General features: G+C 72.1%; 18 protein-coding genes. 8 read left to right on the top strand and 10 right to left on the bottom strand.

All coding sequences use genetic code 11. The features are described 5' to 3' along the window. Window positions 1-5 precede the first annotated feature (5 nt). Window positions 6-1,541, top strand: coding sequence for a GTPase domain-containing protein (locus FJ694_RS06160; protein WP_157265238.1), 1,536 nt, complete (start codon window positions 6-8; stop codon window positions 1,539-1,541). Window positions 1,542-1,789: 248 nt separating this feature from the next. Here the strand turns inward: FJ694_RS06160 and cynS are convergent, their stop codons facing one another. The 3 genes from cynS to FJ694_RS06145 form a co-directional block, all read right to left on the bottom strand. Next, the gene (cynS, locus tag FJ694_RS06155; protein WP_157265237.1) at window positions 1,790-2,233 is read right to left on the bottom strand and encodes a cyanase; all 444 of its coding nucleotides are present in this window, start codon (window positions 2,231-2,233) and stop codon (window positions 1,790-1,792) included. Window positions 2,234-2,405: 172 nt separating this feature from the next. Then, window positions 2,406-3,293 (bottom strand): phytanoyl-CoA dioxygenase family protein, encoded by an 888-nt coding sequence (locus FJ694_RS06150; protein ID WP_157265236.1) that lies wholly within the window; start codon window positions 3,291-3,293, stop codon window positions 2,406-2,408. A gap of 91 nt (window positions 3,294-3,384) precedes the next feature. Further along, window positions 3,385-7,020, bottom strand: coding sequence for a hydantoinase B/oxoprolinase family protein (locus FJ694_RS06145; protein ID WP_157265235.1), 3,636 nt, complete (start codon window positions 7,018-7,020; stop codon window positions 3,385-3,387). A gap of 195 nt (window positions 7,021-7,215) precedes the next feature. Between FJ694_RS06145 and dctP the strand changes: the two genes are divergently transcribed. Together dctP and FJ694_RS06135 are read left to right on the top strand one after the other, a co-directional pair. Further along, the gene (gene dctP / locus FJ694_RS06140) at window positions 7,216-8,226 is read left to right on the top strand and encodes a TRAP transporter substrate-binding protein DctP (protein ID WP_157265234.1); all 1,011 of its coding nucleotides are present in this window, start codon (window positions 7,216-7,218) and stop codon (window positions 8,224-8,226) included. A 79-nt stretch (window positions 8,227-8,305) separates the two neighbouring features. After that, entirely contained in the window at window positions 8,306-9,511 is a 1,206-nt protein-coding gene (locus FJ694_RS06135; protein ID WP_157265233.1) for a pyridoxal-phosphate-dependent aminotransferase family protein, read from the top strand. A 238-nt stretch (window positions 9,512-9,749) separates the two neighbouring features. On the opposite strand, the gene FJ694_RS06130 is transcribed toward FJ694_RS06135, so the two are convergent. Further along, entirely contained in the window at window positions 9,750-11,711 is a 1,962-nt protein-coding gene (locus FJ694_RS06130; RefSeq protein ID WP_198320733.1) for a hybrid sensor histidine kinase/response regulator, read from the bottom strand. A 193-nt stretch (window positions 11,712-11,904) separates the two neighbouring features. On the opposite strand from FJ694_RS06130, the gene FJ694_RS06125 reads away from it, so the two are divergent. Further along, window positions 11,905-12,420: a YgjP-like metallopeptidase domain-containing protein gene (locus FJ694_RS06125; RefSeq protein ID WP_157265231.1), complete on the top strand. Its 516-nt coding sequence runs from the start codon at window positions 11,905-11,907 to the stop codon at window positions 12,418-12,420. Window positions 12,421-12,864: 444 nt separating this feature from the next. Here the strand turns inward: FJ694_RS06125 and FJ694_RS06120 are convergent, their stop codons facing one another. Then, on the bottom strand, window positions 12,865-13,074 hold the full coding sequence (locus FJ694_RS06120) for a hypothetical protein (RefSeq protein ID WP_157265230.1): 210 nt from the start codon (window positions 13,072-13,074) through the stop codon (window positions 12,865-12,867). A 142-nt stretch (window positions 13,075-13,216) separates the two neighbouring features. On the opposite strand from FJ694_RS06120, the gene FJ694_RS06115 reads away from it, so the two are divergent. Both FJ694_RS06115 and FJ694_RS06110 read left to right on the top strand, forming a co-directional pair. Next, window positions 13,217-14,368, top strand: coding sequence for a CaiB/BaiF CoA transferase family protein (locus FJ694_RS06115; RefSeq protein WP_157265229.1), 1,152 nt, complete (start codon window positions 13,217-13,219; stop codon window positions 14,366-14,368). A gap of 139 nt (window positions 14,369-14,507) precedes the next feature. Then, entirely contained in the window at window positions 14,508-14,921 is a 414-nt protein-coding gene (locus tag FJ694_RS06110) for a DUF2784 domain-containing protein (protein ID WP_157265228.1), read from the top strand. A 10-nt stretch (window positions 14,922-14,931) separates the two neighbouring features. Here FJ694_RS06110 and FJ694_RS06105 read toward each other — a convergent pair whose 3' ends face one another. The 3 genes from FJ694_RS06105 to FJ694_RS06095 form a co-directional block, all read right to left on the bottom strand. Next, window positions 14,932-15,315 carry a DUF6607 family protein gene (locus FJ694_RS06105; RefSeq protein WP_157265227.1) on the bottom strand — a complete coding sequence of 128 codons (384 nt, stop codon included), beginning with the start codon at window positions 15,313-15,315 and terminating at the stop codon, window positions 14,932-14,934. A gap of 129 nt (window positions 15,316-15,444) precedes the next feature. Then, window positions 15,445-16,227, bottom strand: coding sequence for an enoyl-CoA hydratase/isomerase family protein (locus FJ694_RS06100; protein ID WP_157265226.1), 783 nt, complete (start codon window positions 16,225-16,227; stop codon window positions 15,445-15,447). A gap of 149 nt (window positions 16,228-16,376) precedes the next feature. Further along, the gene (locus FJ694_RS06095; RefSeq protein WP_157265225.1) at window positions 16,377-17,318 is read right to left on the bottom strand and encodes a LysR family transcriptional regulator; all 942 of its coding nucleotides are present in this window, start codon (window positions 17,316-17,318) and stop codon (window positions 16,377-16,379) included. Window positions 17,319-17,421: 103 nt separating this feature from the next. Here FJ694_RS06095 and FJ694_RS06090 point away from each other — a divergent pair, with 103 nt between their 5' ends. Continuing rightward, the gene (locus tag FJ694_RS06090) at window positions 17,422-18,438 is read left to right on the top strand and encodes an NAD-dependent epimerase/dehydratase family protein (protein WP_157265224.1); all 1,017 of its coding nucleotides are present in this window, start codon (window positions 17,422-17,424) and stop codon (window positions 18,436-18,438) included. Here FJ694_RS06090 and FJ694_RS06085 read toward each other — a convergent pair whose 3' ends face one another. Together FJ694_RS06085 and FJ694_RS06080 are read right to left on the bottom strand one after the other, a co-directional pair. Beyond that, window positions 18,439-19,323: a PEP-CTERM sorting domain-containing protein gene (locus tag FJ694_RS06085; RefSeq protein ID WP_157265223.1), complete on the bottom strand. Its 885-nt coding sequence runs from the start codon at window positions 19,321-19,323 to the stop codon at window positions 18,439-18,441. Window positions 19,324-19,417: 94 nt separating this feature from the next. Continuing rightward, the gene (locus FJ694_RS06080) at window positions 19,418-20,047 is read right to left on the bottom strand and encodes a DNA-3-methyladenine glycosylase I (RefSeq protein ID WP_157265331.1); all 630 of its coding nucleotides are present in this window, start codon (window positions 20,045-20,047) and stop codon (window positions 19,418-19,420) included. A 92-nt stretch (window positions 20,048-20,139) separates the two neighbouring features. On the opposite strand from FJ694_RS06080, the gene FJ694_RS06075 reads away from it, so the two are divergent. Further along, window positions 20,140-20,745, top strand: coding sequence for a tRNA-uridine aminocarboxypropyltransferase (locus FJ694_RS06075; RefSeq protein WP_157265222.1), 606 nt, complete (start codon window positions 20,140-20,142; stop codon window positions 20,743-20,745). Window positions 20,746-20,923 lie beyond the last annotated feature (178 nt).

Raw genomic sequence — 20,923 nt, 5'->3', positions numbered from 1 at the left:
TTGACATGCCAGAACCACTGTCCTCCTTCGATGCCGCCGCCCGCATCGAGCTGGTCCTGGTCTCCCACACCAACGTGGGCAAGACCACGCTGGCGCGCACGCTGCTGGGCCAGGACGTGGGCGAGGTGCGCGACGCGGCGCACGTGACGGTGACGGCCGAGTCGCACCGGCTGCTGGAAACCGCCGAGGGCGACGCGCTGATCCTGTGGGACACGCCGGGCCTGGGCGACTCGGCGCGGCTGGTGCGGCGCCTGGCCGGGGCGTCGAACCCGATCGGCTGGTTCCTGTCGCAGGTCTGGGACCGCTGGACGGATCGGCCCTTCTACCTGAGCCAGCAGGCCATGCGCGCCGCGCGCGAGCATGCCGACGTGGTGCTCTACCCCGTCAACGCCACCGAGGCGCCCGACGGCGCGGGCTACCTGGAGGCCGAGCTGCAGTTGCTGGCCTGGTTCGACCGGCCGGTGCTGGTGCTGCTCAACCAGACCGGCCTGGCCGCCGAGCGCGGCGCCGGCGCGGCCGAGCTGCGGCGCTGGCGCGAGCACCTGCGCGACCGCCCCGGCGTGCAGGGCGTGCTGGCGCTGGACGCCTTCACGCGCAGCTGGGTGCAGGAGCAGGCCCTGTTCGACGCGCTGGGCGCGCACGTGGCCGAGGACAAGCAGCCCGGCTGGCAGCGGCTGCAGGCGGCCTGGCAGCGGCGCAACGTGGCGCGCTTCAGCGACTCGATGCGCGCCATCGCGGCGCAGCTGGTGGCGGCGGCGCAAATCGAGCAGGCGGTCGAGCCCGCCGCCGAGGGCAAGGCCGGGCTGCTGTCGCGGCTGGCGGGAGCGGGCGGCGGCGACGCGCGGCGCGAGCGCGGGCAACTGGCCCTGCAGCGCCAGCTGGAGGCGGGCCGCGCCGAAACCACGCGCGAGCTGCTGCGCCTGCACGGGCTGCTGGGCCGCGCCGAGCACCCGTTCCTGAAGCGGCTGGACCGGGCCGACCTGGTGTCGCGCGCGCCGCTGGACCCGGTGCAGGCCGGCCTGGGCGGCGCCATCGCCTCCGGCGCCGCCACCGGCCTCGTGGCCGACGCGGCGGCCGGCGGGCTGACGCTGGGCACCGGCGCGCTGCTGGGCGCGCTGGCCGGGGCGGTGGCCTTCGTGGCCGGTGCGCGCGGCTACAACCAGGCGCGCGGCGTGGCAAGTGAAACGCTGCGCCTGGGCGACGCGGCGCTGCGCGCGCTGCTGCAGGACGCGCTGCTGAAATACCTGGCCGTGGCGCACTTCGGCCGCGGCCGCGGCGATTACGAGCACGAGGCGCTGCCGCAGGCTTGGGTGGACGAGGCACGCGTGCGGGTGGAAGGCCAGGCCGCGCAGCTCGACGCCGTGTTCGGCGCGCTGCGCATCGGCGACCTGGAGACGGAGGCGGCGCGCTCGCAGCTGGAGTCGATCGCGGCGCGGCTGGCGCTGGATCTGCTGGCGTGGCTGTATCCGCAGGCGGACGTGGCGCGGCTGCGGCGGGAGGTGGAGTTGCGGCCTGCACGCGTTGATGGCCCGAACACGTAGGCATGAAGTGCCACGAGCCGCAAGCCAACCCGCCGTCATTCCGGCGAAAGCCGGAATCCACGCGCACCGTTGCGGTGGAATGGCAGCGCCGGCACGTGCCATGGCTGGCCAGCGGGGCATCGCGGCGTTCGTGGATTCCGGCTTTCGCCGGAATGACGAACCGGGGTGCGAGGCATCGCGGCTGACGGGATGCCGCAGCCGCGGCTAGCCAGGCAGCAGCGCCCGTGCGCCGACCTGGCGCCGGCTCTTCAATACGTCTTGTACGGCAGGAACTTGCCCGACATCGTGATGCTGACGCGGTCGCCGGCCGGGTTGGGCTCGCGCTGCAGGTCCATCTTGAAGTCGATGGCGCTCATGATCCCGTCGCCGAATTCCTCGTGGATCAGTTCCTTGAAGGTGGTGCCGTACACGCTGACGAGCTCGTAGAAGCGGTAGATCAGCGGGTCGGTGGGCACGCTGGTGGGCAGCGAGCCCTTGTAGGGCACCACCATCAGCCACTTCTTTTCCTCCTCGCACAGGCCGAAGATCTCGGCGACCACGCCGGCCTGCTCGGCGGTGAGCGTCATCTGCCCCAGGCAGGCGGCCGTGACCCATTCCTTGCTCAGGCCCACCTTCTCGGCCACGTCGGCCCATTTCAGGCCCTTGGACACCTTGGTGGCGATGATCTTTTCAGTGACTTCCAGACGGCTCATGCCGTGTCTCCTTGCGCGGTTCGGGATTCGACCGCGCGCGCGGGGCACGCACCACTTGAGGGAAGTCAGGCAGCGAATGCCCCGCGCGGCGGTCCAGACGGGTGCGCCGGCCCGCTGCGGGCGGCGGCGCGGGGGCTGGAGCGCAAGGGTTGTGCCATGCGGCGCCGGTGCCTCAGTAGCCGCTGCCGCTGCCAGGCGCCAGCAGCCCCTCGATCCCATGCGACTGCTCGATGTATTCGAGCTTCTCGACCACGCGCCCGGCCAGGTGGGTGCGCACCTCGGCCGGCAGCGTGGCGAGGTAGCCGGGCGTGACCTGGATGTCGTGGCGCTCGCCGTTGCGCGCGTCGGGCGCGTCCACGCCCACCACCAGCACCGGGCGGGCGCGGTCGCCGCGGTGCGCGGTGCCGCGGTGGATGGTCAGCGCCGAGCGCGCGGAGATGTCGCCGCGCTGCGCCATGCGCACCTGGCGCCGCGCCTCGTAGCGCGGGAACCACTCGCGCGGCGGGAACATGCCGGCCTCGCGCCGCCCGCTGTCTTCGGCATCGAGCCCGAACTCGTCCCACTGCGTGCCCGGCGCGACCTCGAAGGGGCCCATCTCCGGCGTGGTGTCCACGGCGGTGAGGTTGAAGGCCAGCGAGTTCAGGCGCCGGCCCAGGCTGGTTTCCGGCGGCATGGGGAAGTCGCGGTGCCAGGGCTGGTCCTGCGCGCCGGGCAGCGGCACGTCGAAGCCGACCTCGACGATGCGGTAGTCCGGGCCCAGCACCGCGCGGCACACGGCCTTGAACCACGGGTGCGTGACGATGTCCACGAAGCCGCGCAGCCGCTCCGGGTGCACCTCGACATACCAGCGCTGCGGCCCGCGCGGCAGCGCGCCGCGCGGGCGCTGGCGCGCCTCCTCGAAGAGCTGCTCGATGTCCTCGCGCAGCCGGTCGGCCCAGGCCGGCTCGAAGGCGCCGCGCAGCGCGATGATGCCGTCGCCATAGAGGCCGCCCATGATCCGGGCCGTGTCGTAGTCGGGCTGCGGGGGCTGCGGCGCGGCGCCGGCGCTGGGGGTGTCCATGCGGGTTGTCTCCTGCTCGCTGCTGCTGGAAGGAAAGCGCGCCACGGGGGCGCGCAATGCTGGCTCCAGGCGGGGCAGATTCCGCGCCCGCTCAGCCCGCCGCGCCGTAGCCCCCGCCGCCCGGCGTCTCGATCACGAAGCAGTCGCCCGCGGCCATCTGCACCGAGCCGATGTGGCCCAGTTCCTCCACGCGGCCGTCCGCACGCAGCACCGCGTTGCGCCCCGGCGCGCCGGCCGCGCCGCCGGCCAGCCCGAAGGCCGGATGCACGCGCCCGTTGGAGAGGATCGACGCCGTCATCGGCTCCAGGAAGCGCAGCACGCGCGTGCCGCCGTCCCCGCCCTTCCAGCGCCCGGCACCGCCCGATCCGGGCCGGATCGCGTAGCTCTCCAGCCGCACCGGGAAGCGGTGCTCCAGCACCTCCGGGTCGGTCAGCCGCGAGTTGGTCATGTGCGTCTGCACGACCGAGGTGCCGTCGAAGCCCTCTTCGTTGTCGCCCAGGGCGACGCCCGCGCCGGAGCCGCCCGACACCGTCTCGTAGTACTGGTACTTGTCGTTGCCGAAGGTGAAATTGTTCATGGTGGGCTGGGCCCCCGCCAGCACGCCCAGCGCGCCGTAGAGCGCGTTGGTGACGCAGGTGGACACCTCCACGTTGCCGGCCACCACCGCCGCCGGCGGCGCCGGGTTGAGCATGGAACCTTCGGGAACGATCACCTCGATCGGCTTCAGGCAGCCGGCATTGAGCGGGATCTCGTCGTCCACCAGCGTGCGGAACACGTACAGCACCGCGGCCATCGAGACGGCCTTCGGGGCATTGAAGTTGTCCTCGCGCTGCGCGGACGTGCCGGTGAAATCGACCACCGCGGAGCGCTTGTCCCGGTCGATGCGCAGCGCAACTTCGATCTTCGCGCCGTTGTCCAATGGCAGGGTGAAACGGCCGTCGCGCGTGAGCGCCGGGTCGAGACGCGCGATGGCCATGCGCACGCTTTCCTCGGCGTTGTCCTGCACGTGGCCCATGTAGGCGCGCACGGTGTCCAGCCCGAACTGCGCCACCATCGCGTGCAGCTCCTGCACGCCCTTCTCGTTGGCGGCGATCTGCGCGCGCAGGTCCGCCAGGTTCTGCTGCGCATTGCGCGCGGGATACGGGCCGCCTTCAAGCAGCGCCAGCATCTGCGCCTCGCGCAAGCGGCCGCCCTCGACCAGCAGCACGTTGTCGATGAGCACGCCCTCCTCCTCGATGCGGCGCGAGAACGGCGGCATCGAGCCCGGCGTGATGCCGCCGATGTCGGCGTGGTGCCCGCGCGAGGCCACGTAGAACAGCACCGCGGAGCCGTCGCCGGTCCACACCGGCGTGACTACCGTCACGTCGGGCAGGTGCGTGCCGCCGTGGTACGGGTCGTTGAGCACGAACACGTCGCCCGGGCGCATGCCGGGATTGCGCGCGATCACGGTCTTGATCGACTCGCTCATCGAGCCCAGGTGCACCGGCATGTGCGGCGCGTTGGCGATGAGGTTGCCCTCGCCGTCGAAGAGCGCGCAGGAGAAGTCCAGCCGCTCCTTGATGTTCACCGAGTGCGCCGTGTTCTGCAGCCGCAGTCCCATCTGCTCGGCGATGTTCATGAACAGGTTGTTGAACACCTCCAGCATCACCGGATCGACCTCGGTGCCCACGGCGCGGCGCGCGGCGCGCGGCTGCACGCGCTGCAGCAGCAGGTGCTCCAGCCCGGTCAGCCGCGCCTGCCAGCCGGGCTCGACCACGGTGGTGGCGTTGGCCTCGGCAATGATGGCCGGGCCGTCGATGAGCGCGCCCGGCAGAAGCTGCTCGCGCAGGTAGAGCTTGGCGTCGCACCACTGCCCTTCGGAATGCATGCGCACCCGCGCCAGCGAGGGCGCGCGGTGCTCGTGCGCCTCGCGCTCGGCCTGGCCCGGCTGCGCGCCCGGGCCCACGGCCTCCACCACGGCGCTCTCGATGACCAGCGCGCGCCCGGGCATCAGGAAGGCGAAGCGCAGCCGGTACGCGGCCTCGAAGGCGGCGCGCACTTCCTCCTCGTTGCCGGCCGGCACTTCCAACGCCGTGTCGGTGCCCTGGTAGCGCACGCGCAGCCGCCGCAGCACGCGGATGTCGTTGCGATTGAAACCCTGGGACTCGATCTCCGCCGCGGCCTCGGCGCCCAGGCGCTGCAGCAGGCCTTCCGCCTGCGCCAGCCCGGCGGCGTCGAGCGTGCATTCCAGGGTCGCCTCGCGCAGCGCCAGCTGGTCGGCCAGGCCCATGCCGTAGGCCGAGAGCACGCCGGCGAGCGGGTGCACGAACACGCGTGTCATGCCCAGCGCGTCGGCCACGGCGCAGGCATGCTGCCCGCCCGCGCCGCCGAAGCACTGCAGCGTGTACTGCGTGACGTCGTAGCCGCGCGCCACGGAGATCTTCTTGACCGCGTTGGCCATGTTGGCGACGGCGATCTGCAGGAAGCCCTCGGCCAGCGATTCCGGCGTGACGGCGCGCCCGCCCGCGCGCGCCACCTCCACCGCCATCTGCGCGAAGCGGCGCTGCACCACGGCGCGGTCCAGCGCCTCGTCGCCCCTCGGCCCGAACACCTTGGGAAACCAGTCGGGCTGGAGCCGGCCGAGCATGACGTTGGCGTCGGTCGTGGCCAGCGGCCCGCCGCGGCGGTAGCAGGCCGGGCCGGGGTTGGCGCCGGCGGAGTCCGGGCCCACGCGCAGCCGCGCGCCGTCGAAGTGCAGGATGGAGCCGCCGCCGGCCGCCACGGTGTGGATGCTCATCATCGGCGCGCGCATGCGCACGCCGGCCACCTGCGTCTCGAAGGCGCGCTCGAACTCGCCGGCGAAGTGCGACACGTCGGTGCTGGTGCCGCCCATGTCGAAGCCGATGACCTTGTGCTGCCCGCCCGCCAGTGCCGTGCGCGCCATGCCCACGATGCCGCCGGCCGGGCCGGAGAGGATCGCGTCCTTGCCGTTGAAGCGCTCCGCGCGCGTGAGTCCGCCCGAGGACTGCATGAAGTACAGCGGCACGCCGGGCATCTCGCTCGCCACCTGCTCGACGTAGCGGCGCAGGATCGGCGAAAGATAGGCATCGACCACCGTGGTGTCGCCGCGCGAGACGAACTTCATGAGCGGGCTCGCCGCGTGCGAGGCCGAGACCTGCGTGAAGCCGACCGCGCGCGCCAGGTCGGCCGCCGCCTGCTCATGCGCCGGATGGCGCCACGCGTGCATGAAGACGACGGCGCAGGCGCGGATGCCGGCGTCGAACGCGTCCTGCAGCGCCGGGCGCAGGCTCTCCACGTCCAGCGCCTGGACGACGTCGCCCTGCGCGTCCAGCCGCTCCTCGGCCTCGACCACGCGCTCGTACAGCAGCTCGGGCAGCACGATGCGGCGCTCGAACAGGCGCGGCCGGTTCTGGTAGGCGATGCGCAGCGCGTCGCGGAAGCCGCGCGTGGTCACGAGCAGCGTGCGCTCGCCCTTGCGCTCCAGCAGCGCGTTGGTGGCCACCGTGGTGCCCATCTTCACGCAGGCGACCTGCTGCGCCGGGATGAGCGCGCCGGGGGGCAGGCCCAGCAGGCGGCGGATGCCCTCCACCGCGGCGTCACGGTACTGCTCGGGATGCTCGGACAACAGCTTGGCGGTGGCGAGGCTGCCGTCGGGGCGGCGCGCCACGACGTCGGTGAAGGTGCCCCCGCGGTCGATCCAGAACTCCCAACGCTTGGCTTCGCTCATGTCGCGTCTTGCCTCCTGTAAACAACGGCTGGCAGGTGTTCAAACCAGCATAAGGCAATCCCAAGCCCCCCTGAGCGGGCGGCCGGGCAGCGGCCGAGGTGCCCGCCGGGCTCCGCAGAATCCCTGATCAGCCCCGACCGCGGAACCCGGTCGTCGCCACTGGCCACGGCCGATGCAACTTTCAAGAGGAGTCCCATGCTGAAACCCCTGCTGGCCGCGCTGGCCCTGGCCGGCGGCGCCCTCGGCGCCCCGGCGCTGGCCGCCGACGCCCCCGCCCCGAAGACGGCCGACGCGCCCGAATCCATCACCTGGCGCGTCGCCACGCCCTGGCCGGCCGCGAGCCTCCACACCGAGACGCTGCTGCAGTTCGCCCGGGAAGTTGAGAGCGCATCCGAAGGCCGGCTCAAGGTGGAGGTGAAGCCCGATGCGAGCCTGAAGTCGCCCGCCGTCAAGCGCGCGGTGCAGAGGAACGCGGCGCAGCTGGGCGACGTGGCGCTGGCCGAGCTGCAGTCCGAGTGGCCGGGATTCGGCCTGGACAGCCTGCCCTTCCTGGCGCGCGGCCACGAGCCCGCGCGCCGGCTCTACCAGGCGCAGCGCGTGCCGCTGGGCAAGCAGCTCTCTGGCCAGGGCGTGGTGATGCTGTATTCGATCCCGTCGCCGCCGGTGGGCCTGGCGCTGAAGCAGCCGGCCGCTGACCTGCCGGCGCTGCGCGGCCTGGCCTGGGGCACGTGGAGCCCGGCGGGCGAGCGCATGGCCAAGCTGGTGGGCGCGAAGCCGGTGGCGCTGCCTGAAGCGCAGGCCGCCAGGGCGCTGCACGGCGGTCAGCTGCAGGCCGCGCTGGTGCCGGCCGAGGCGCTGGCGGGCGGCACGTCCGCCGAGGGCGGCGGCGTGTTCCTGGACCTGCAGGCCTGGGCGCCGCGCCACGGCGTGCTGATGAACGTGAAAGCCTTCGAGGCGCTGGACAAATCCCTGCGCAAGGTGGTCGTCAAGGCCGCGCTGGCGGCCGAGAAGCGCGGCTGGGAGCAGTCCGAGGCGCGCCACCGGCGCGCGCTGGCGCGGCTCAAGGACGTGGGCGTGGAAGTGGCCGAGCCGCCCGAGGCGCTGCTCACCGGGCTGCGCAAGACCGTGGGCGAGCCCTTCCTCGACGACTGGCTGCAGCGCGCCGGCGCGCCGGGGCGGCTGATGCTCGACGAGTACCGGCGCTGACCCATCCCGTTCGCCCTGGGCCTGTCGAAAGGTTGGCCGGAGGACAATCCCGGGCCCAGCCTTTCAAGTCTTACGCGCCATGCCCACCCTGCCGCCCCCCAGCGTCGAATCGCTCGACGAGATCCTGCCCCAGGAACCGCTGCTGATGATGGGCGCCGGCCCGGTGCCCATCCCGCACAAGGTCGCCTACGCCAACTCCATCGTCATCAACCACCTGGGCGAGACCATGAACCGGGTCATCGAGCAGGTGAAGGCCATGGGCCGCTACGTGTTCCAGACCGGTTCGGCCCACGTGCTGGGTGTGGCCGGCCCGGGCTCGGCGGCCATGGAGATGGCCATCGCCAACCTCGTCTTCCCCGGCGACCGGGTGCTGTGCGTGTGCAACGGCTACTTCAGCCGCCGCATGGCCGAGATGGCCACGCGCGTGGGCGGCGAGGTCACGGTGCTGCAGGTGCCCGACTTCGAATACGCCCTGGCCTCGCGCGTCGAGGAGGCGCTGCGGGGCGGCGACTACAAGGTCGTCACCATCGTGCAAGGTGAAACCTCCAACACCGTGTGCAACCGCGAGCTGGAGCAGATCACGAAGCTGGCCGACGCGCGCGGCTGCCTGGCCATCGTGGACGCGGTGTGCACGCTCAGCACCATGCCGCTGGAGATGGACGCGTGGAAGGTGGACGCCGTCATCACCGGCGGCCAGAAGGGCCTGTCGTCGATTCCCGGCGTGTCGCTGCTGGCGCTGTCCGAGAAGGCCTGGCGCAAGATCGAGAGCCGCCGCCAGCTCATGCCGCACTGGTGCCTGGACGCGCGGCTGGCCGACAACTTCTGGAACAAGAAGTCCTACCACTACACCGCGCCGGTGTCGGGGGTGCTGGCCATCCACGAGGCGCTGCGCCTGGTGGTGGACGAGACGCTGCCGCGGCGCTTCGAGCGGCACCGCGTGTGCAGCCTGGCGCTGCAGCGCGGCATCGAGGCCATGGGGCTGGAGCTGTTGGTGCCGCAGGCCGCGCGGCTGAACTCCGTCATCGGCATCAAGGTGCCCGCGGGCGTGTCGGCCGACGCGGTGCGCGCGCACATGTCCCGCGTGCACCGCGTGGAGATCTCCGGCTCCTTCGGGCTGGAGATCGTGCGCATCGGCCAGATGGGCGAGCAGAGCCGCGCCCACAACCTGTTCCGCACCCTGCACGCGCTGGGTTCCAGCGTGCAGCACGCCGGCGCGGCGCTGGACCTGCCGGCGGGCATCGCGGAGCTGGAGAAGGGGCTGTCGGAGGAGGCGTTGACGGCCTGACAGGTATCGAATTTGGCCCTCGAACACCAATCCCGTTCGCCCTGAGGTATCGAAGGGTGAAGCCGTCAGGCTGGTACGAAGGCTGGGAGCTTCAGCCCTCCGAGCCGTTCGGACTGAGGTAGCGAAGGCCGAATCCGATAGGCTGCGATGGCGGCACCGCGGCTCGGGCCGTCATCCTTCGATACCTCAGGACGAACGGAACACGGGGTGCGAAGACTCGATAAGGCGCGATTCAACGCTACTTTGCCGCCACCACGTCCGGCCCCGTGGACGGCACCCGCGCCAGCACCGCCTCCACGTCGCCCAGCGCCACCGGCTTGGTCAGGTGGGCGTCGAAGCCGGCCTCGGCGCTGCGGCGCTTGTCGGCCTCGCTGCCCCAGCCGGTGAGCGCCACCAGCAGCGTGCCGGCCAGCGCCGCGTCGGCGCGCAGCCGCCGCGCCACCTCGTAGCCGTCCATCCCGGGCAGCCCGATGTCGAGCAGCACGATGTCGGGCTGCCACGCCGGCGCCTGCTCCAGCGCTGCGGCACCGTCGTGCACGGCGCGGGCCTCGTGGCCGATGAGCTGCAGCATCATCGCCAGGCTGTCGGCGGCGTCCACGTTGTCGTCCACCACCAGCACGCGGCGCGCGGCGCGCCCGGGCATGTCCACTTCGGCCAGCGGCACCGGCGCTGGCGCCTCGGCATCCGCTTGGGACAGAGGCAGGCGCAAAGTAAAAACGCTGCCCCGGCCCGCGCCGGCGCTCTGGGCCTCGATGCTGCCGCCGTGCATCTCGGCGAGCCGGCGCACCAGCGACAGCCCGATGCCCAGGCCGCCCTGCGCGCGGTGGCGCGCGCCCTCGGCCTGGGCGAAGAGGTCGAACACGCGCGGCAGCATGTCCGGGGCGATGCCGATGCCGTCGTCGGACACGCGCACCACGGCCTGGCCCGCCTCCACGCCGGCCCACAGCTCGATGCAGCCGCCCGCGGGCGTGTACTTGGCGGCGTTGTTGAGCAGGTTGCTCACCACCTGCGCCAGCCGCGTCAGGTCGCCATCGACGCGGATCGGCTCGGCCGCCACGCGCAGCGCCAGCGCGTGGCCGTTGGACTCGATCAGCGGCCGGCTGGCTTCCAGCGCGTGCTCGATCACGGACTGCAGCGCCACGCGCTCGCGCCGCAGCTCGACCTTGCCGCGGCTGATGCGCGAGACGTCGAGCAGGTCGTCCACCAGCCGCACCAGGTGCGCGAGCTGGCGCGCCATCATGTGCGCCGCCCGCGCCGCGGTCCCCTGCAGCGCCGGGTCCTGGCGCAGGATCTCCAGCCCGTTGCGGATGGGCGCCAGCGGGTTGCGCAGCTCGTGCGCCAGCGTGGCCAGGAACTCGTCCTTCTGCCGGTCGGCTTCCTTGAGCGCCTCCTCGGCCAGGCGGTGGTTGGTCACGTCGCGCGTCACGCCCAGCACGTGCTCGACCTCGCCGCCGGCGCCGAACTCGGGCACGAAGCGCGCGCTGTAGTGGCGCAGGCCCAGCGGGCCCTCGAAGGCGAAGTCGAGCTCGCCGGGCTCGCCGGTGTCGAACGCGCGCTGCAGGTGCGCGTCCCACACCGCGCACTGGTCGGGCGGCATGCCCAGCTCGCGGTTGCTGCGGCCCAGGAACTCCGCGCGCGGCCGCCCGGTGGCCTTCTCCACGGCGACGTTGACGAAGACGTGGCGCAGCGCGCGGTCGAAGCGGGTGAGGATGTCGGGGCTGTTGTCGGCCAGCGTCTGCAGCTCGCGCTCGCGCGTTCGCAGCGCGTCCTCGGCGCGCTTGCGCTGGCTGATGTCGGTGATGGTGCCCAGCATGCGCAGCGGCTTGCCGTCGGCGTCGTACACGGCGCGGCCGCGGTTCGCCACCCACAGCAGCTCGCCGCCCGGGCGCACGATGCGGAACTCGCACTCGTAGAGCGTGCGCGCCGCGATGGCCGCGCGCACCGTGGCACTCACGCGCGCGCGGTCCTCGCGGAACACCAGGGCGAAGAAGGACGCGCCGGTGTTGTCGAACTCGTGCGGCTGCAGCCGGTGGATGCGGTAGGTCTCGGCCGACCAGGCCACGGCGTCGGTGTGCGGGTCCCACGTCCACAGCCCCGTGTCGGCCGCCTCCAGCGCCAGGCGCAGGTGCGCCAGCTGGTCCGCGGTATCGGCTCCCGGCAGCGGCGGCACCGGCGCGGGCGCCGCGGCACGATCGGTCATGGGCTCTCCTCGGCATGGATGTCGGACACGGCGCGCAGGGGCAGCGGCCACGGCGGCGGCCGGCGCAAGGCGGTAAGGCTTGCACCGGCACTGCGAGGGATTATTGCGTGGGCAACCGGGATGCCCCGTGCCGCAGCGCACACAGCGGCCCCGCCGCCGACCGGGCCGGGCGCGGCCGCTAGCATCGCCGCCCATGTCCGACGTCCTCCCGCTGAAATACCTGGCCGGCTATCCGGAGACGCTGCTGGAGCAGGTGCGCACGCTCATCAGCCAGGACAAGCTCGCCGCGATGCTCGCGCGCCGCTACCCCGAAGCCCACGCCGTGCGCACCGACCGCGCGCTGTGGGACTACGTGCAGGCGCTCAAGGCGCAGCACCTGCGCAGCAGCGAGCCGCTGGCCAAGGTGCAGTACGACCCGCAGATCCGGCTGCTGCAGCACGCGCTCGGCACGCACCGCATGGTCTCGCGCGTGCAGGGCGGGCGGCTCAAGGCCAAGCGCGAGATCCGCATCGCCAGCCTGTTCCGCGACGCGCCCGCGGCCTTCCTGCGCATGATTGCCGTGCACGAGCTGGCGCACCTGCGCCACCAGGAGCACGACAAGGCCTTCTACCAGCTGTGCGCCTACATGGAGCCCGAGTACCACCAGCTGGAGTTCGACCTGCGGCTGTACCTGACGCAGCTGGAGCTGGAGGGCAGGTTGGCGGGGTGAGGGGGATGCGTCAGCTCGCGTGCCGTGACGCGGGCCGGAGAAGGAAGGCCGTCATTCCCGCGCAGGCGCACTGCTGTCCAGGGGAAAGAGGGCGAACGCCAGTAGCCCGCAGGCACGCGCAGCCCGCACCCCACTTCGTCATTCCCGCGCAGGCGGGAATCCAGGCGGCCCCCAGGCCGGCCTTGAGCTGACGTGCAGCGCCTGCCGTGCCTTGGACCGTGGCGCGCCAACCGAGCGGCCATCGGCGACTTGGGGACCGCCTGGATCCCCGCCTGCGCGGGGATGACGAAGTAGTGGGCCTGGCGTGTCAGCTTTCGGCCGGCGTTCCGTCAACTTTCCCCGGACAGCAGTGGACTTGCGCCGGAGTGACGGATCGGGGTGCGAAGCGTCGCGGCTGACCGGATGCCGGGATGCCGGGTGCAACGCCCCGGCCCGGCTTCAGCCCTACTTGGAATTCGCGCTCTTCGGCGCCGACCCCTGGTTGTTGCGGCTGCCGACGTGCGCGTCGCGCTCGGCGGTCTGGGCGCCGCGGCTGTAGTGGCCTTCCTCGTCCTCCGGTGTGATCAGCTCCTCCAGTTCCTCGCGCTCGGTGGCGGCTTCGCGCCGCTCGGTGGTGGACTTGCCGGGTCCGGCCGGGCTTTTCGCGTCAGGCATATCTCGTCCTTCCAGGGGTTGGCGCGGACCAGGACGGTCCGCTCCCGAAAGGGCGGCAACCGCCGTGCCGCCGGCCAGAATCGGACCTCGCCTCATCCGGGAAGACCGCATGCCGCCCTCCTCTCCTATGCCAACCTCCTCCATGCCCCCCGCTTCCACCGGCCCGCTGGCGGGCTTTCGCATCGTCGAGTTCGCCGGCCTGGGGCCCTGCCCCTTCGCCGGCATGCTGCTGGCCGACATGGGCGCCGACGTGATCGTGGTCGAGCGCGCCGCCGCGGCGCCCGGCGCCCAGGGCGGCCTGGAGCGCACGGCCACCGACCGCGGCAAGCGCTCCGTCGTGCTGGACCTCAAGCACCCTGACGGGCTGCAGGCCGCCTGGCGGCTGCTGGAGACGGCCGATGCGCTGATCGAGGGCTTCCGGCCCGGCGTGATGGAGCGCCTGGGCCTGGGCCCCGACGCCGTCGCGGCGCGCCGGCCGCGCCTGGTGTTCGGCCGCGTCACGGGCTGGGGCCAGGACGGGCCGCTGGCGCAGGCGGCCGGGCACGACCTGAACTACGTCGCGCTCAGCGGCGTGCTGTCGCTGGCCGGGCGCGCGGGCGAGGCGCCGCTGACGCCGCCCACCGTCGTCGGCGACATGGCCGGCGGCGGCCTGTTCCTGGCCTTCGGCGTGGTGTGCGCGCTGCTGGAGGCGCAGCGCTCGGGGCGCGGCCAGGTCGTGGACGCGGCCATGGTGGACGGTGCCGCGGCGCTGTCCGCGCTGGTGCGCCACATGCGCGGCAGCCCCTGGTGGCCGGCGCGGCGCGAGCACAACCTGCTGCTGGGCAGCGCCCCGTTCTACGACAGCTACGCCTGCGCCGACGGCCACTGCGTCACGCTGGCCGCCATCGAGCCGCCCTTCTACGCCGAGCTGCTGCGCCGGCTGGGGCTGGACGACGAGGACCCGGCGCGCCAGCACGAGCACGCGCGCTGGCCCGCCTTGAAGGAGCGCATCGCCGCGCTGCTGCGCACCCGGCCGCGCGCGCACTGGTGCGCGCTGCTCGAAGGCAGCGACGCCTGCTTCGCGCCGGTGCTCGACCTCGACGAGGCGGCGGCGCACCCGCACAACGCCGCGCGCGGCACCTTCGCCACGGTGGACGGCGAAGTGCAGCCCGCGCCCGCGCCGCGCCTGTCGCGCACGCCGGCGCGCGTGCCGCAAGCGGCGCCGCGGCGCGGCGAGCACACCGAGGCGCTGCTGCGCGAGCTGGGGTACACGGGAGCGGAGCTGGAGCAGCTGCGGCTGATCGCCAGCTTGTAGGAGGCTGCGGCCGGCTGCCCGGCACGGGACCGTTTTCGCTCCTGCGTGACGGGAAGCGCGGAATGCCGGCGCCTTCACAGTCGTAACGCGTTCGGGCCGGGGGTGGCCTTGAGGAACCCGAAGAAGATACTTCCCCGCCATGGGATTTGCGCCGGGTTACTTCCAGTGGGCGGCCAACGGCCTGGTGCTGCTGCACCTGCTGTTCATTGCTTTCGTGGTGGGCGGCGCGGCGTTGCTGCCGCGCTGGCCGCGCCTGGCCTGGCTGCACGTGCCGGCGGTGCTGTGGGGCGTGTACGTGGAGACGGCGGAGGCCACGTGCCCGCTCACGCCGCTGGAGAACCGGCTGCGCGCGCTGGCCGGCGCGCAGGGCTACAGCGGCGGCTTCGTCGAGCACTACCTGCTGCCACTGCTCTACCCCTCGGAGCTCACGCGCGAGCTGCAGTGGCTGCTGGCCGTCGGCGTGGTGGTGGTCAACGCGCTGCTGTACGCGCGCTGGGTCTGCAGCCGGCCGTCGCGCGTGCTGCGGCACGACGGGGACGACGCGGCGCGCTGACCGCCCCCGCTCAAGGCGACACCGGCGGCAGCGAGGTGCGGCACTGCGCCTCGTCGAGGCGGCGGTAGGTGATGAAGCCCAGCTCGTGGCTCACCAGCCGGCCGTTGGCGTCGAGCTTGAGGTTGTGCTCGTTGTGGATCCAGCCGCGCGGCGTGATCAGCAGCGTGTTGGTGCGGTCGAGCACGGCGTAGTCGGTGCGCTTGAAGCCGAAGGGCGCGCCCGAGTCGCGGAACGGCTTCAGGGCCCGGCCCGCAGCGCAGTGCCACTGGTTCATCGACCACGGCGCCGTGCACTGGTAGCGCAGCGCGCGCTCCGGGTTGTCGGGGGTGCGGCTGTAGACGGCCTGCGTCCAGCCGCCCGGCCCCGGCGTCCAGACCTCGTGCCAGTGCGGCACCGGCTGGCCCTTGTCGTTGATCGAGGCGTGCTGCAGTGCCCAGCCGGCGTGCCGCTGCGCGGCCCAATCGCAACAAGACGTTCGCGCCTCGCAACAAGTGGGTGCAGCCCGCCGGCGCCGCCGTGCCGGTCAGCGCCCGCGGAACACCGGCGCGCGCTTCTCCTGCCACGCCCGCACGCCCTCGCGCAGGTCTTCGGAGGCATTGACGCGGGCGATGTCGGTCGCCAGCGCCTGCGCGTCCAGCGCGCCGCGGGCGATGGCGTCGAGATGCCGCTTCATGCCCAGCAGCGCCAGCGGCGCCATGCGGGCCAGGCGTGCGCACCAGTCGGCGCCGGCTTGCGCCAGCGCGTCGGGGGCCACGGCGCGGTCGAGGTAGCCGAGCTGCAGCATCTGGGCCGCGTCAAGCCTCTCGGCGGCAAGCAGGATGCGCCGCGCCACGGGCAGGCCCAGCCGCGCCACGAAGCGCTCCATGCCGCCGCGGTAGAACAGCAGCCCCAGCTGCGCCGCGGGCACGAACATCTCGGCGGCGGTGGTGCCGATGCGGAAGTCGCAGGCCAGCGCCAGGTCGGTGGCGCCGCCATAGACGCCGCCGTTGATCACGGCCACCGTCACCGGGCGCGCGCCTTCCAGCGCCGCGGCCAGCGCCTCGAAGCGTTCGGCAGCGGTGGCGATGTGCTCGCCGGCCTCGCCCAGGTTGAAGCCGCTGCAGAAATGCCGCCCCAGCGCGCGCAGCCGCAGCACCAGCACCTCGGGCCGCGCGTTGACCTCGGCCAGTTGCGCCTGCAACACGTCCAGGTCCGGCAGCTCCAGCCGGTTGGCCACGGCCGGGCGGCGCAGCGTGATGGTGGCGATGGCGCCGTCGAAGTGAAGCTCCGGCGGCTGGCCGGCGGGGTCGTCTGGGCGGGTACTCATGGGGACGCAAAAGCTGTGAAGTATTGAAGCTGGCCCGTAGCGTATTCCGTTCGTCCTGAGGTATCGAAGGATGAACGGCCCCCGCTGCAAGGCCGCCATCCAAGCCTGTCGGATTCGGCCTTCGATACCTCACGGCGAACGGGTTTGAATCAGTCCTCCTCCAGCGCCGCCGGCACCGCCTCGGCCAGGAAGTCGAAGACGCGGCGCACCAGGCGGTTGCCGTGGATCTCGCGGTGCACCGCCAGCCAGCACGGCAGCGGCGGGATGCCGAGTTGCGGCAGCAACGGCAGCACGCCCGGCCAGTGCGGCAGGCAGTAGCGCGCCACGAAGCCGATGCCCGCGCCCGCGGCCACGAGCTGGCCGTAGGCGACCTGGTCGTCGGTGCGCAGCGCGAAGGCGTTGCGCGTGACCGGCATGCCCATGGCGGCGAAGCCGCGCAGCACGGTGTCGTCACGGTCCAGGCCGATGAGCGCGTGGCGCCCAAGCTCCGCGGGCTCGCGCGGCGTGCCCGCGCGCGCGAGGTAGCGCTCGTGCGCCGCGGCGGTGAGCCGCACCTCGCCGAGGCGCCGCGCCACCAGCGCGCCCTGCTCCGGGCGGACCATGCGCAGCGCGATGTCGGCCTCGCGGCGCAGCAGGTTGCTGACCTGGTCGGAGGCGACCAGCTCGACCTCGATGCCCGGCTCGGCCTCGCGCAGCCGCGCCAGCAGCGGCGGCAGCAGCCAGGTGGCGGCCACGCGCGAGGCGGTCAGCCGCACCGTGCCGCGCTCGGCGTCGCGCGCGGCTGCCAGCGCGTGCAGCAGCGCGCCGGCGCCGTCGCGCATGCGGCGCGCGCCTTCCGCAATCGCCAGCGCCGCGGCCGTGGGCGTGACGCCGCGCCCGGTGCGCTCGAACAGCGGCACGCCCAGCTGCGCCTCCAGCTCCGCCACGTGGCGCGAGAGCGTGGGCTGCTGCGCGTGCAGCCGGCGCGCCGCGCCCATGAGGCTGCCCGCGTCCAGCACCGCCAGGAAGCTGCGCACCAGGCGCCAGTCGAAGTGGTCGAGCGCGGCGCCGGATGGGGGCGGCGGCGCAGGCGTGTCGGGCGGTTCACTCATGCGAAAGCGTATGGCTGGGTTGCTGTGCACGGTGATTTTCGGATGCCGCCGCGCTGGCCACACTGGGCGCCATCAAGCCAACCACACCCCGCGGGAGCCGCGCATGAACACCCCGAGCACACCCTCCACCGTCCTGATCCTGGGCGCCAACGGCCGCATCGGGCTGGCCGCGGCGCAGGCCTTTGCCGCCGCCGGCTGGCAGGTGCTGGCGCAGGTGCGGCGCGACGCCGTGCCGGGCATGCCGCCTTCGGCGCGGCTGCTGCGCGTGCCGGTGGACGACGTGGCGGCCCTGGCGGCGCAGGCCGCCGGCGCAGGCGTGTTGGTGCACGCGCTGAACATGCACTACGCGCGCTGGGAGCGCGAGGCGATGCCGCTGCTGAGCCACGCCCTGGACCTGGCGCAGGCGCTGGGCGCGCGGCTGATGCTGCCGGGCAACGTCTACAACTACGGGCTGAACCTGTCGGTGCCCACGCCGGAGGACGCACCGCAGCGGCCGCACACCCGCCATGGCCGGGTGCGGGTGGCGATGGAGGCCGAGATCGAGCGCCGCTGCCGCGCCGGCGCGCTGCGCGCCACGGTGCTGACGGCGGGCGACTTCTACGGCGGCGACGGCACGGGCACGGCCTTCGACCTGGTGATCCTCAGATCGCTGGCGCGCGGGCGGCTGACCTATCCCGGCCCGCTGGACGTGCCGCACGCCTGGGCCTACCTGCCCGACCTGGGGCGCGCCTTCGTGGCGCTGGCCGAAGCGCCGGCGCTGCCCGACTTCTTCCGCTGCCATTTCGCCGGCCACACGCTGACCGGCGCCCAGGTGCTCGACGCCGTGGAAAGCGCCGCCGCGGCGCTGGGCCTGCGCCCGGCGGCCGGCTTCAAGCGCGGCGGCCTGCCCTGGGGACTGATCCGCGTGCTGGGCCTGGCGGTGCCGCTGCTGCGCGCGCTGGCCGACATGTCCTACCTGTGGCGCGTGCCGCATGGGCTGGACGACGCGCGGCTGCAGTCGGTGCTGGGCGACAGGGTGCCGCACACGGCACCGGATGCGGCGCTGCTGGAGACGGTGCGCGCATGGGCTCGTGCGGAAGCGGCGCGCGCGACCGGCGCGCCGCGCGGGCAGGCTGCCTGATCAGGAAGGGCGTCGCCGCCCCGCCATGCGGCGCGTCGATCCCATTGCTGCCAAAGCCAAGCCCACCAGCGCCCACGAAGCCGGCTCGGGCACGGCACCCGCCGCGGCCGTCGTCACGTTGTCGAACGAGTAGTTGCCAGTTCCACCCAAATTGCCAAGGTTGCGGAAGGAAACACTCAACAGGCCGGCCGCATCATTGAAACTCCAGAAATCTGCCGCGCCGCTACCGGTGAAGACAGTCGTACCACTGACCCCCACGACGGTAACCGAAAACTCGTCATTGGAGGCGATTGCATAAAAGTCACTCGCCCAATATGACGTGCCAGCGGGGAACATTGAGAAAGTTCGGGGTTGATTCGCCGTCAGTTGATCGACAAGGCAATTGGTACCGGAATTGCAGAAAACCAAGATATCAGCAACAAAAGGGAAAGGCGACGTATAGCTGCCGTTGGCCAAGGTCATTGGATTGGGCTGATTGCCGATCGAGAATCCCTCGAAATTCTCGACCACCGTGGACAGGCCGGCGGTTTGCAACGTGAACTGCGCCCGGGTCAACTGCACCGGTGCTGCGACCGCCATCGTGCAGCCCAGCACCAACGCCACGCCGGCCACTGCTGCGGCCAAGCGCTGGCGGGCAGGACCCTCAGCGGCCTGCGCCGCGGCCTTGGTCTCGGCGGACGGCATGCCGTGCGATTTGCCGATATCGCTACCCTGATTCATGGCCATTTCCTCCGTTGAATCGCAAAGAACGCTTGCGAAATTTGTGCATGCCGCCTGTACTCCGTAGGCAAGGGACAGGCGGCATGTTTTGTTCAATTCGAGCGAACCGAACTCGCCACGATTTTCCGGACCGACAAGTTGATTGCCAAGATCCTGCTCATGCACCGTAGCGCCGGCGGCAATTCCTGGGGAATCACCTGAACCATGTCCCGAGAATTCGTGCTACGGCCAACGGCGCAAAAAAACCCGAACGCAGTCTTCAAGATGCCGAACTGCCGGGCCGCTGGAACGCCTGGCGCACCTGCTCGACCTCGGCGCGCGCGGCGCATCCGGCCGCATGGTCGTTGACCAGGCCCATGGCCTGCATGAAGGCGTACACGGTGGTCGGCCCGACAAACTTCCAGCCGCGCTGCTTCAGCGCCTTGGACAGGGCGACCGATTCCGGCGACGTGGACACCGTCTGCGGCTCGGCGGCCGCCTCCGGCGCGGGCTCGAAACGCCAGAAGAACGCGGCCAGCGAACCGGCCTCCCGCACCAATTCCCGCGCGCGGCCGGCATTGTGGATGGCGGCCTCGATTTTCCCGCGATGCCGCACGATGCCCGCGTCCAGCAGCAGCCGCTCGACATCCTCGCTGCCGAATTCCGCCACCACGTTGAAATCGAAATTGCGGAAGGCCGCTCGGAAGTTTTCCCGCTTGGCCAGGATGGTGCGCCAGCTCAGGCCCGACTGGAAACCTTCGAGGCAAATCTTCTCGAACAGCCGCCGGTCCTCGGCAACCGGAAAACCCCATTCCTCGTCGTGATAGCGCAGGTATTCGGGCGTGGCGGCGCACCAGAAGCAGCGGGGGCGGCCGTCGGGGGCGGTGAAGAGCGGCGTGGGAGCAGGCATGGATGGATTTTCGTCAGAGGCTTGAATCGAAAGAGAAACGGCCTGGATTTCCGGGCGAAGCTTGGGCATGCCCGGCATGCGATTATTTCCGCATGAATGATGAGATCAAACCCCGCCGCGCCGTTTGCGGGCGGTGCCTGCGTCCGCGAATGACCTGCCTGTGCGCCCTGGCCCGGCCGACCGCGCACCGCACCGAGGTGCTGGTGCTGCAGCACCCGCAGGAGCAGCGCCAGGCGAAGAACAGCGTGGCGCTGCTGCGCCTGTCGCTGGCGCGCTGCGAGGTGATCGTCGGGGAGCGCTTCACGCCTGATGAGTTGCAGGCGCTGCTGCACCGCCCCGGGCGGGAGACGCGGCTGCTCTACCCGGACGTGCCCGCCGCGCCGGCGCCGCCGGCCCCGGCGCTGACGGGAGCGCCGCTGCGGCTGGTGGTGATCGACGCGACGTGGCGCAAGAGCCTGCGCATGCTGCTGGAGCACCCGGCGCTGGCCGCCCTGCCGCGGCTGTCGCTGGACGCGCCGCTGCCGACACGCTACCGCGCCATCCGCGCGGCGCGGCGGGCGGACCAGGTTTCAACGCTGGAAGCGACGGTGCAGGCGCTGGGGGTGGTGGAGGGAGACGAGTTTGACGGGGGGCCGCTGTTGGGGGCGTTTGGGGAATTTGTGGAGGGGGTGAGGGAGCGGCAGGGGAATCAGAGTTGAACAATCCAAATTAACTTGAGAAAAACCTTCCCTTATGCGCTCGTTGTCCGCCTAAGGAGCCTCTGCGTAAAGCCGTGGCAAGTGTGCTGAGCGAACATCCAGGCCATGAAGCAGGCTGACCTCGGGTTGAACCTTTCGACCAAGCGCACACGCAAGCGCGAGTTCCTGGAGCAGATGG

It is taken from the genome of Azohydromonas aeria, from assembly GCF_009760915.1.
Lineage (GTDB): Bacteria > Pseudomonadota > Gammaproteobacteria > Burkholderiales > Burkholderiaceae_C > Azohydromonas > Azohydromonas aeria.
This window is presented reverse-complemented; position numbering and strand designations above follow the sequence as displayed.

Bases quoted from the DNA above. Each gene is read 5' to 3' on its own strand.
- FJ694_RS06080 (WP_157265331.1), bottom strand. From the start codon at position 20,047: ATGCCTGCTCCCACGCCGCTCTTCACCGCCCCCGACGGCCGCCCCCGC.
- FJ694_RS06115 (WP_157265229.1), top strand. From the start codon at position 13,217: ATGCCCCCCGCTTCCACCGGCCCGCTGGCGGGCTTTCGCATCGTCGAG.
- FJ694_RS06095 (WP_157265225.1), bottom strand. From the start codon at position 17,318: ATGAGTGAACCGCCCGACACGCCTGCGCCGCCGCCCCCATCCGGCGCC.
- dctP (WP_157265234.1), top strand. From the start codon at position 7,216: ATGCTGAAACCCCTGCTGGCCGCGCTGGCCCTGGCCGGCGGCGCCCTC.
- FJ694_RS06150 (WP_157265236.1), bottom strand. From the start codon at position 3,293: ATGGACACCCCCAGCGCCGGCGCCGCGCCGCAGCCCCCGCAGCCCGAC.
- FJ694_RS06125 (WP_157265231.1), top strand. From the start codon at position 11,905: ATGTCCGACGTCCTCCCGCTGAAATACCTGGCCGGCTATCCGGAGACG.
- FJ694_RS06100 (WP_157265226.1), bottom strand. From the start codon at position 16,227: ATGAGTACCCGCCCAGACGACCCCGCCGGCCAGCCGCCGGAGCTTCAC.
- FJ694_RS06130 (WP_198320733.1), bottom strand. From the start codon at position 11,711: ATGACCGATCGTGCCGCGGCGCCCGCGCCGGTGCCGCCGCTGCCGGGA.
- FJ694_RS06120 (WP_157265230.1), bottom strand. From the start codon at position 13,074: ATGCCTGACGCGAAAAGCCCGGCCGGACCCGGCAAGTCCACCACCGAG.
- FJ694_RS06145 (WP_157265235.1), bottom strand. From the start codon at position 7,020: ATGAGCGAAGCCAAGCGTTGGGAGTTCTGGATCGACCGCGGGGGCACC.
- FJ694_RS06110 (WP_157265228.1), top strand. From the start codon at position 14,508: ATGGGATTTGCGCCGGGTTACTTCCAGTGGGCGGCCAACGGCCTGGTG.
- FJ694_RS06090 (WP_157265224.1), top strand. From the start codon at position 17,422: ATGAACACCCCGAGCACACCCTCCACCGTCCTGATCCTGGGCGCCAAC.
- FJ694_RS06135 (WP_157265233.1), top strand. From the start codon at position 8,306: ATGCCCACCCTGCCGCCCCCCAGCGTCGAATCGCTCGACGAGATCCTG.
- FJ694_RS06075 (WP_157265222.1), top strand. From the start codon at position 20,140: ATGAATGATGAGATCAAACCCCGCCGCGCCGTTTGCGGGCGGTGCCTG.
- FJ694_RS06160 (WP_157265238.1), top strand. From the start codon at position 6: ATGCCAGAACCACTGTCCTCCTTCGATGCCGCCGCCCGCATCGAGCTG.
- cynS (WP_157265237.1), bottom strand. From the start codon at position 2,233: ATGAGCCGTCTGGAAGTCACTGAAAAGATCATCGCCACCAAGGTGTCC.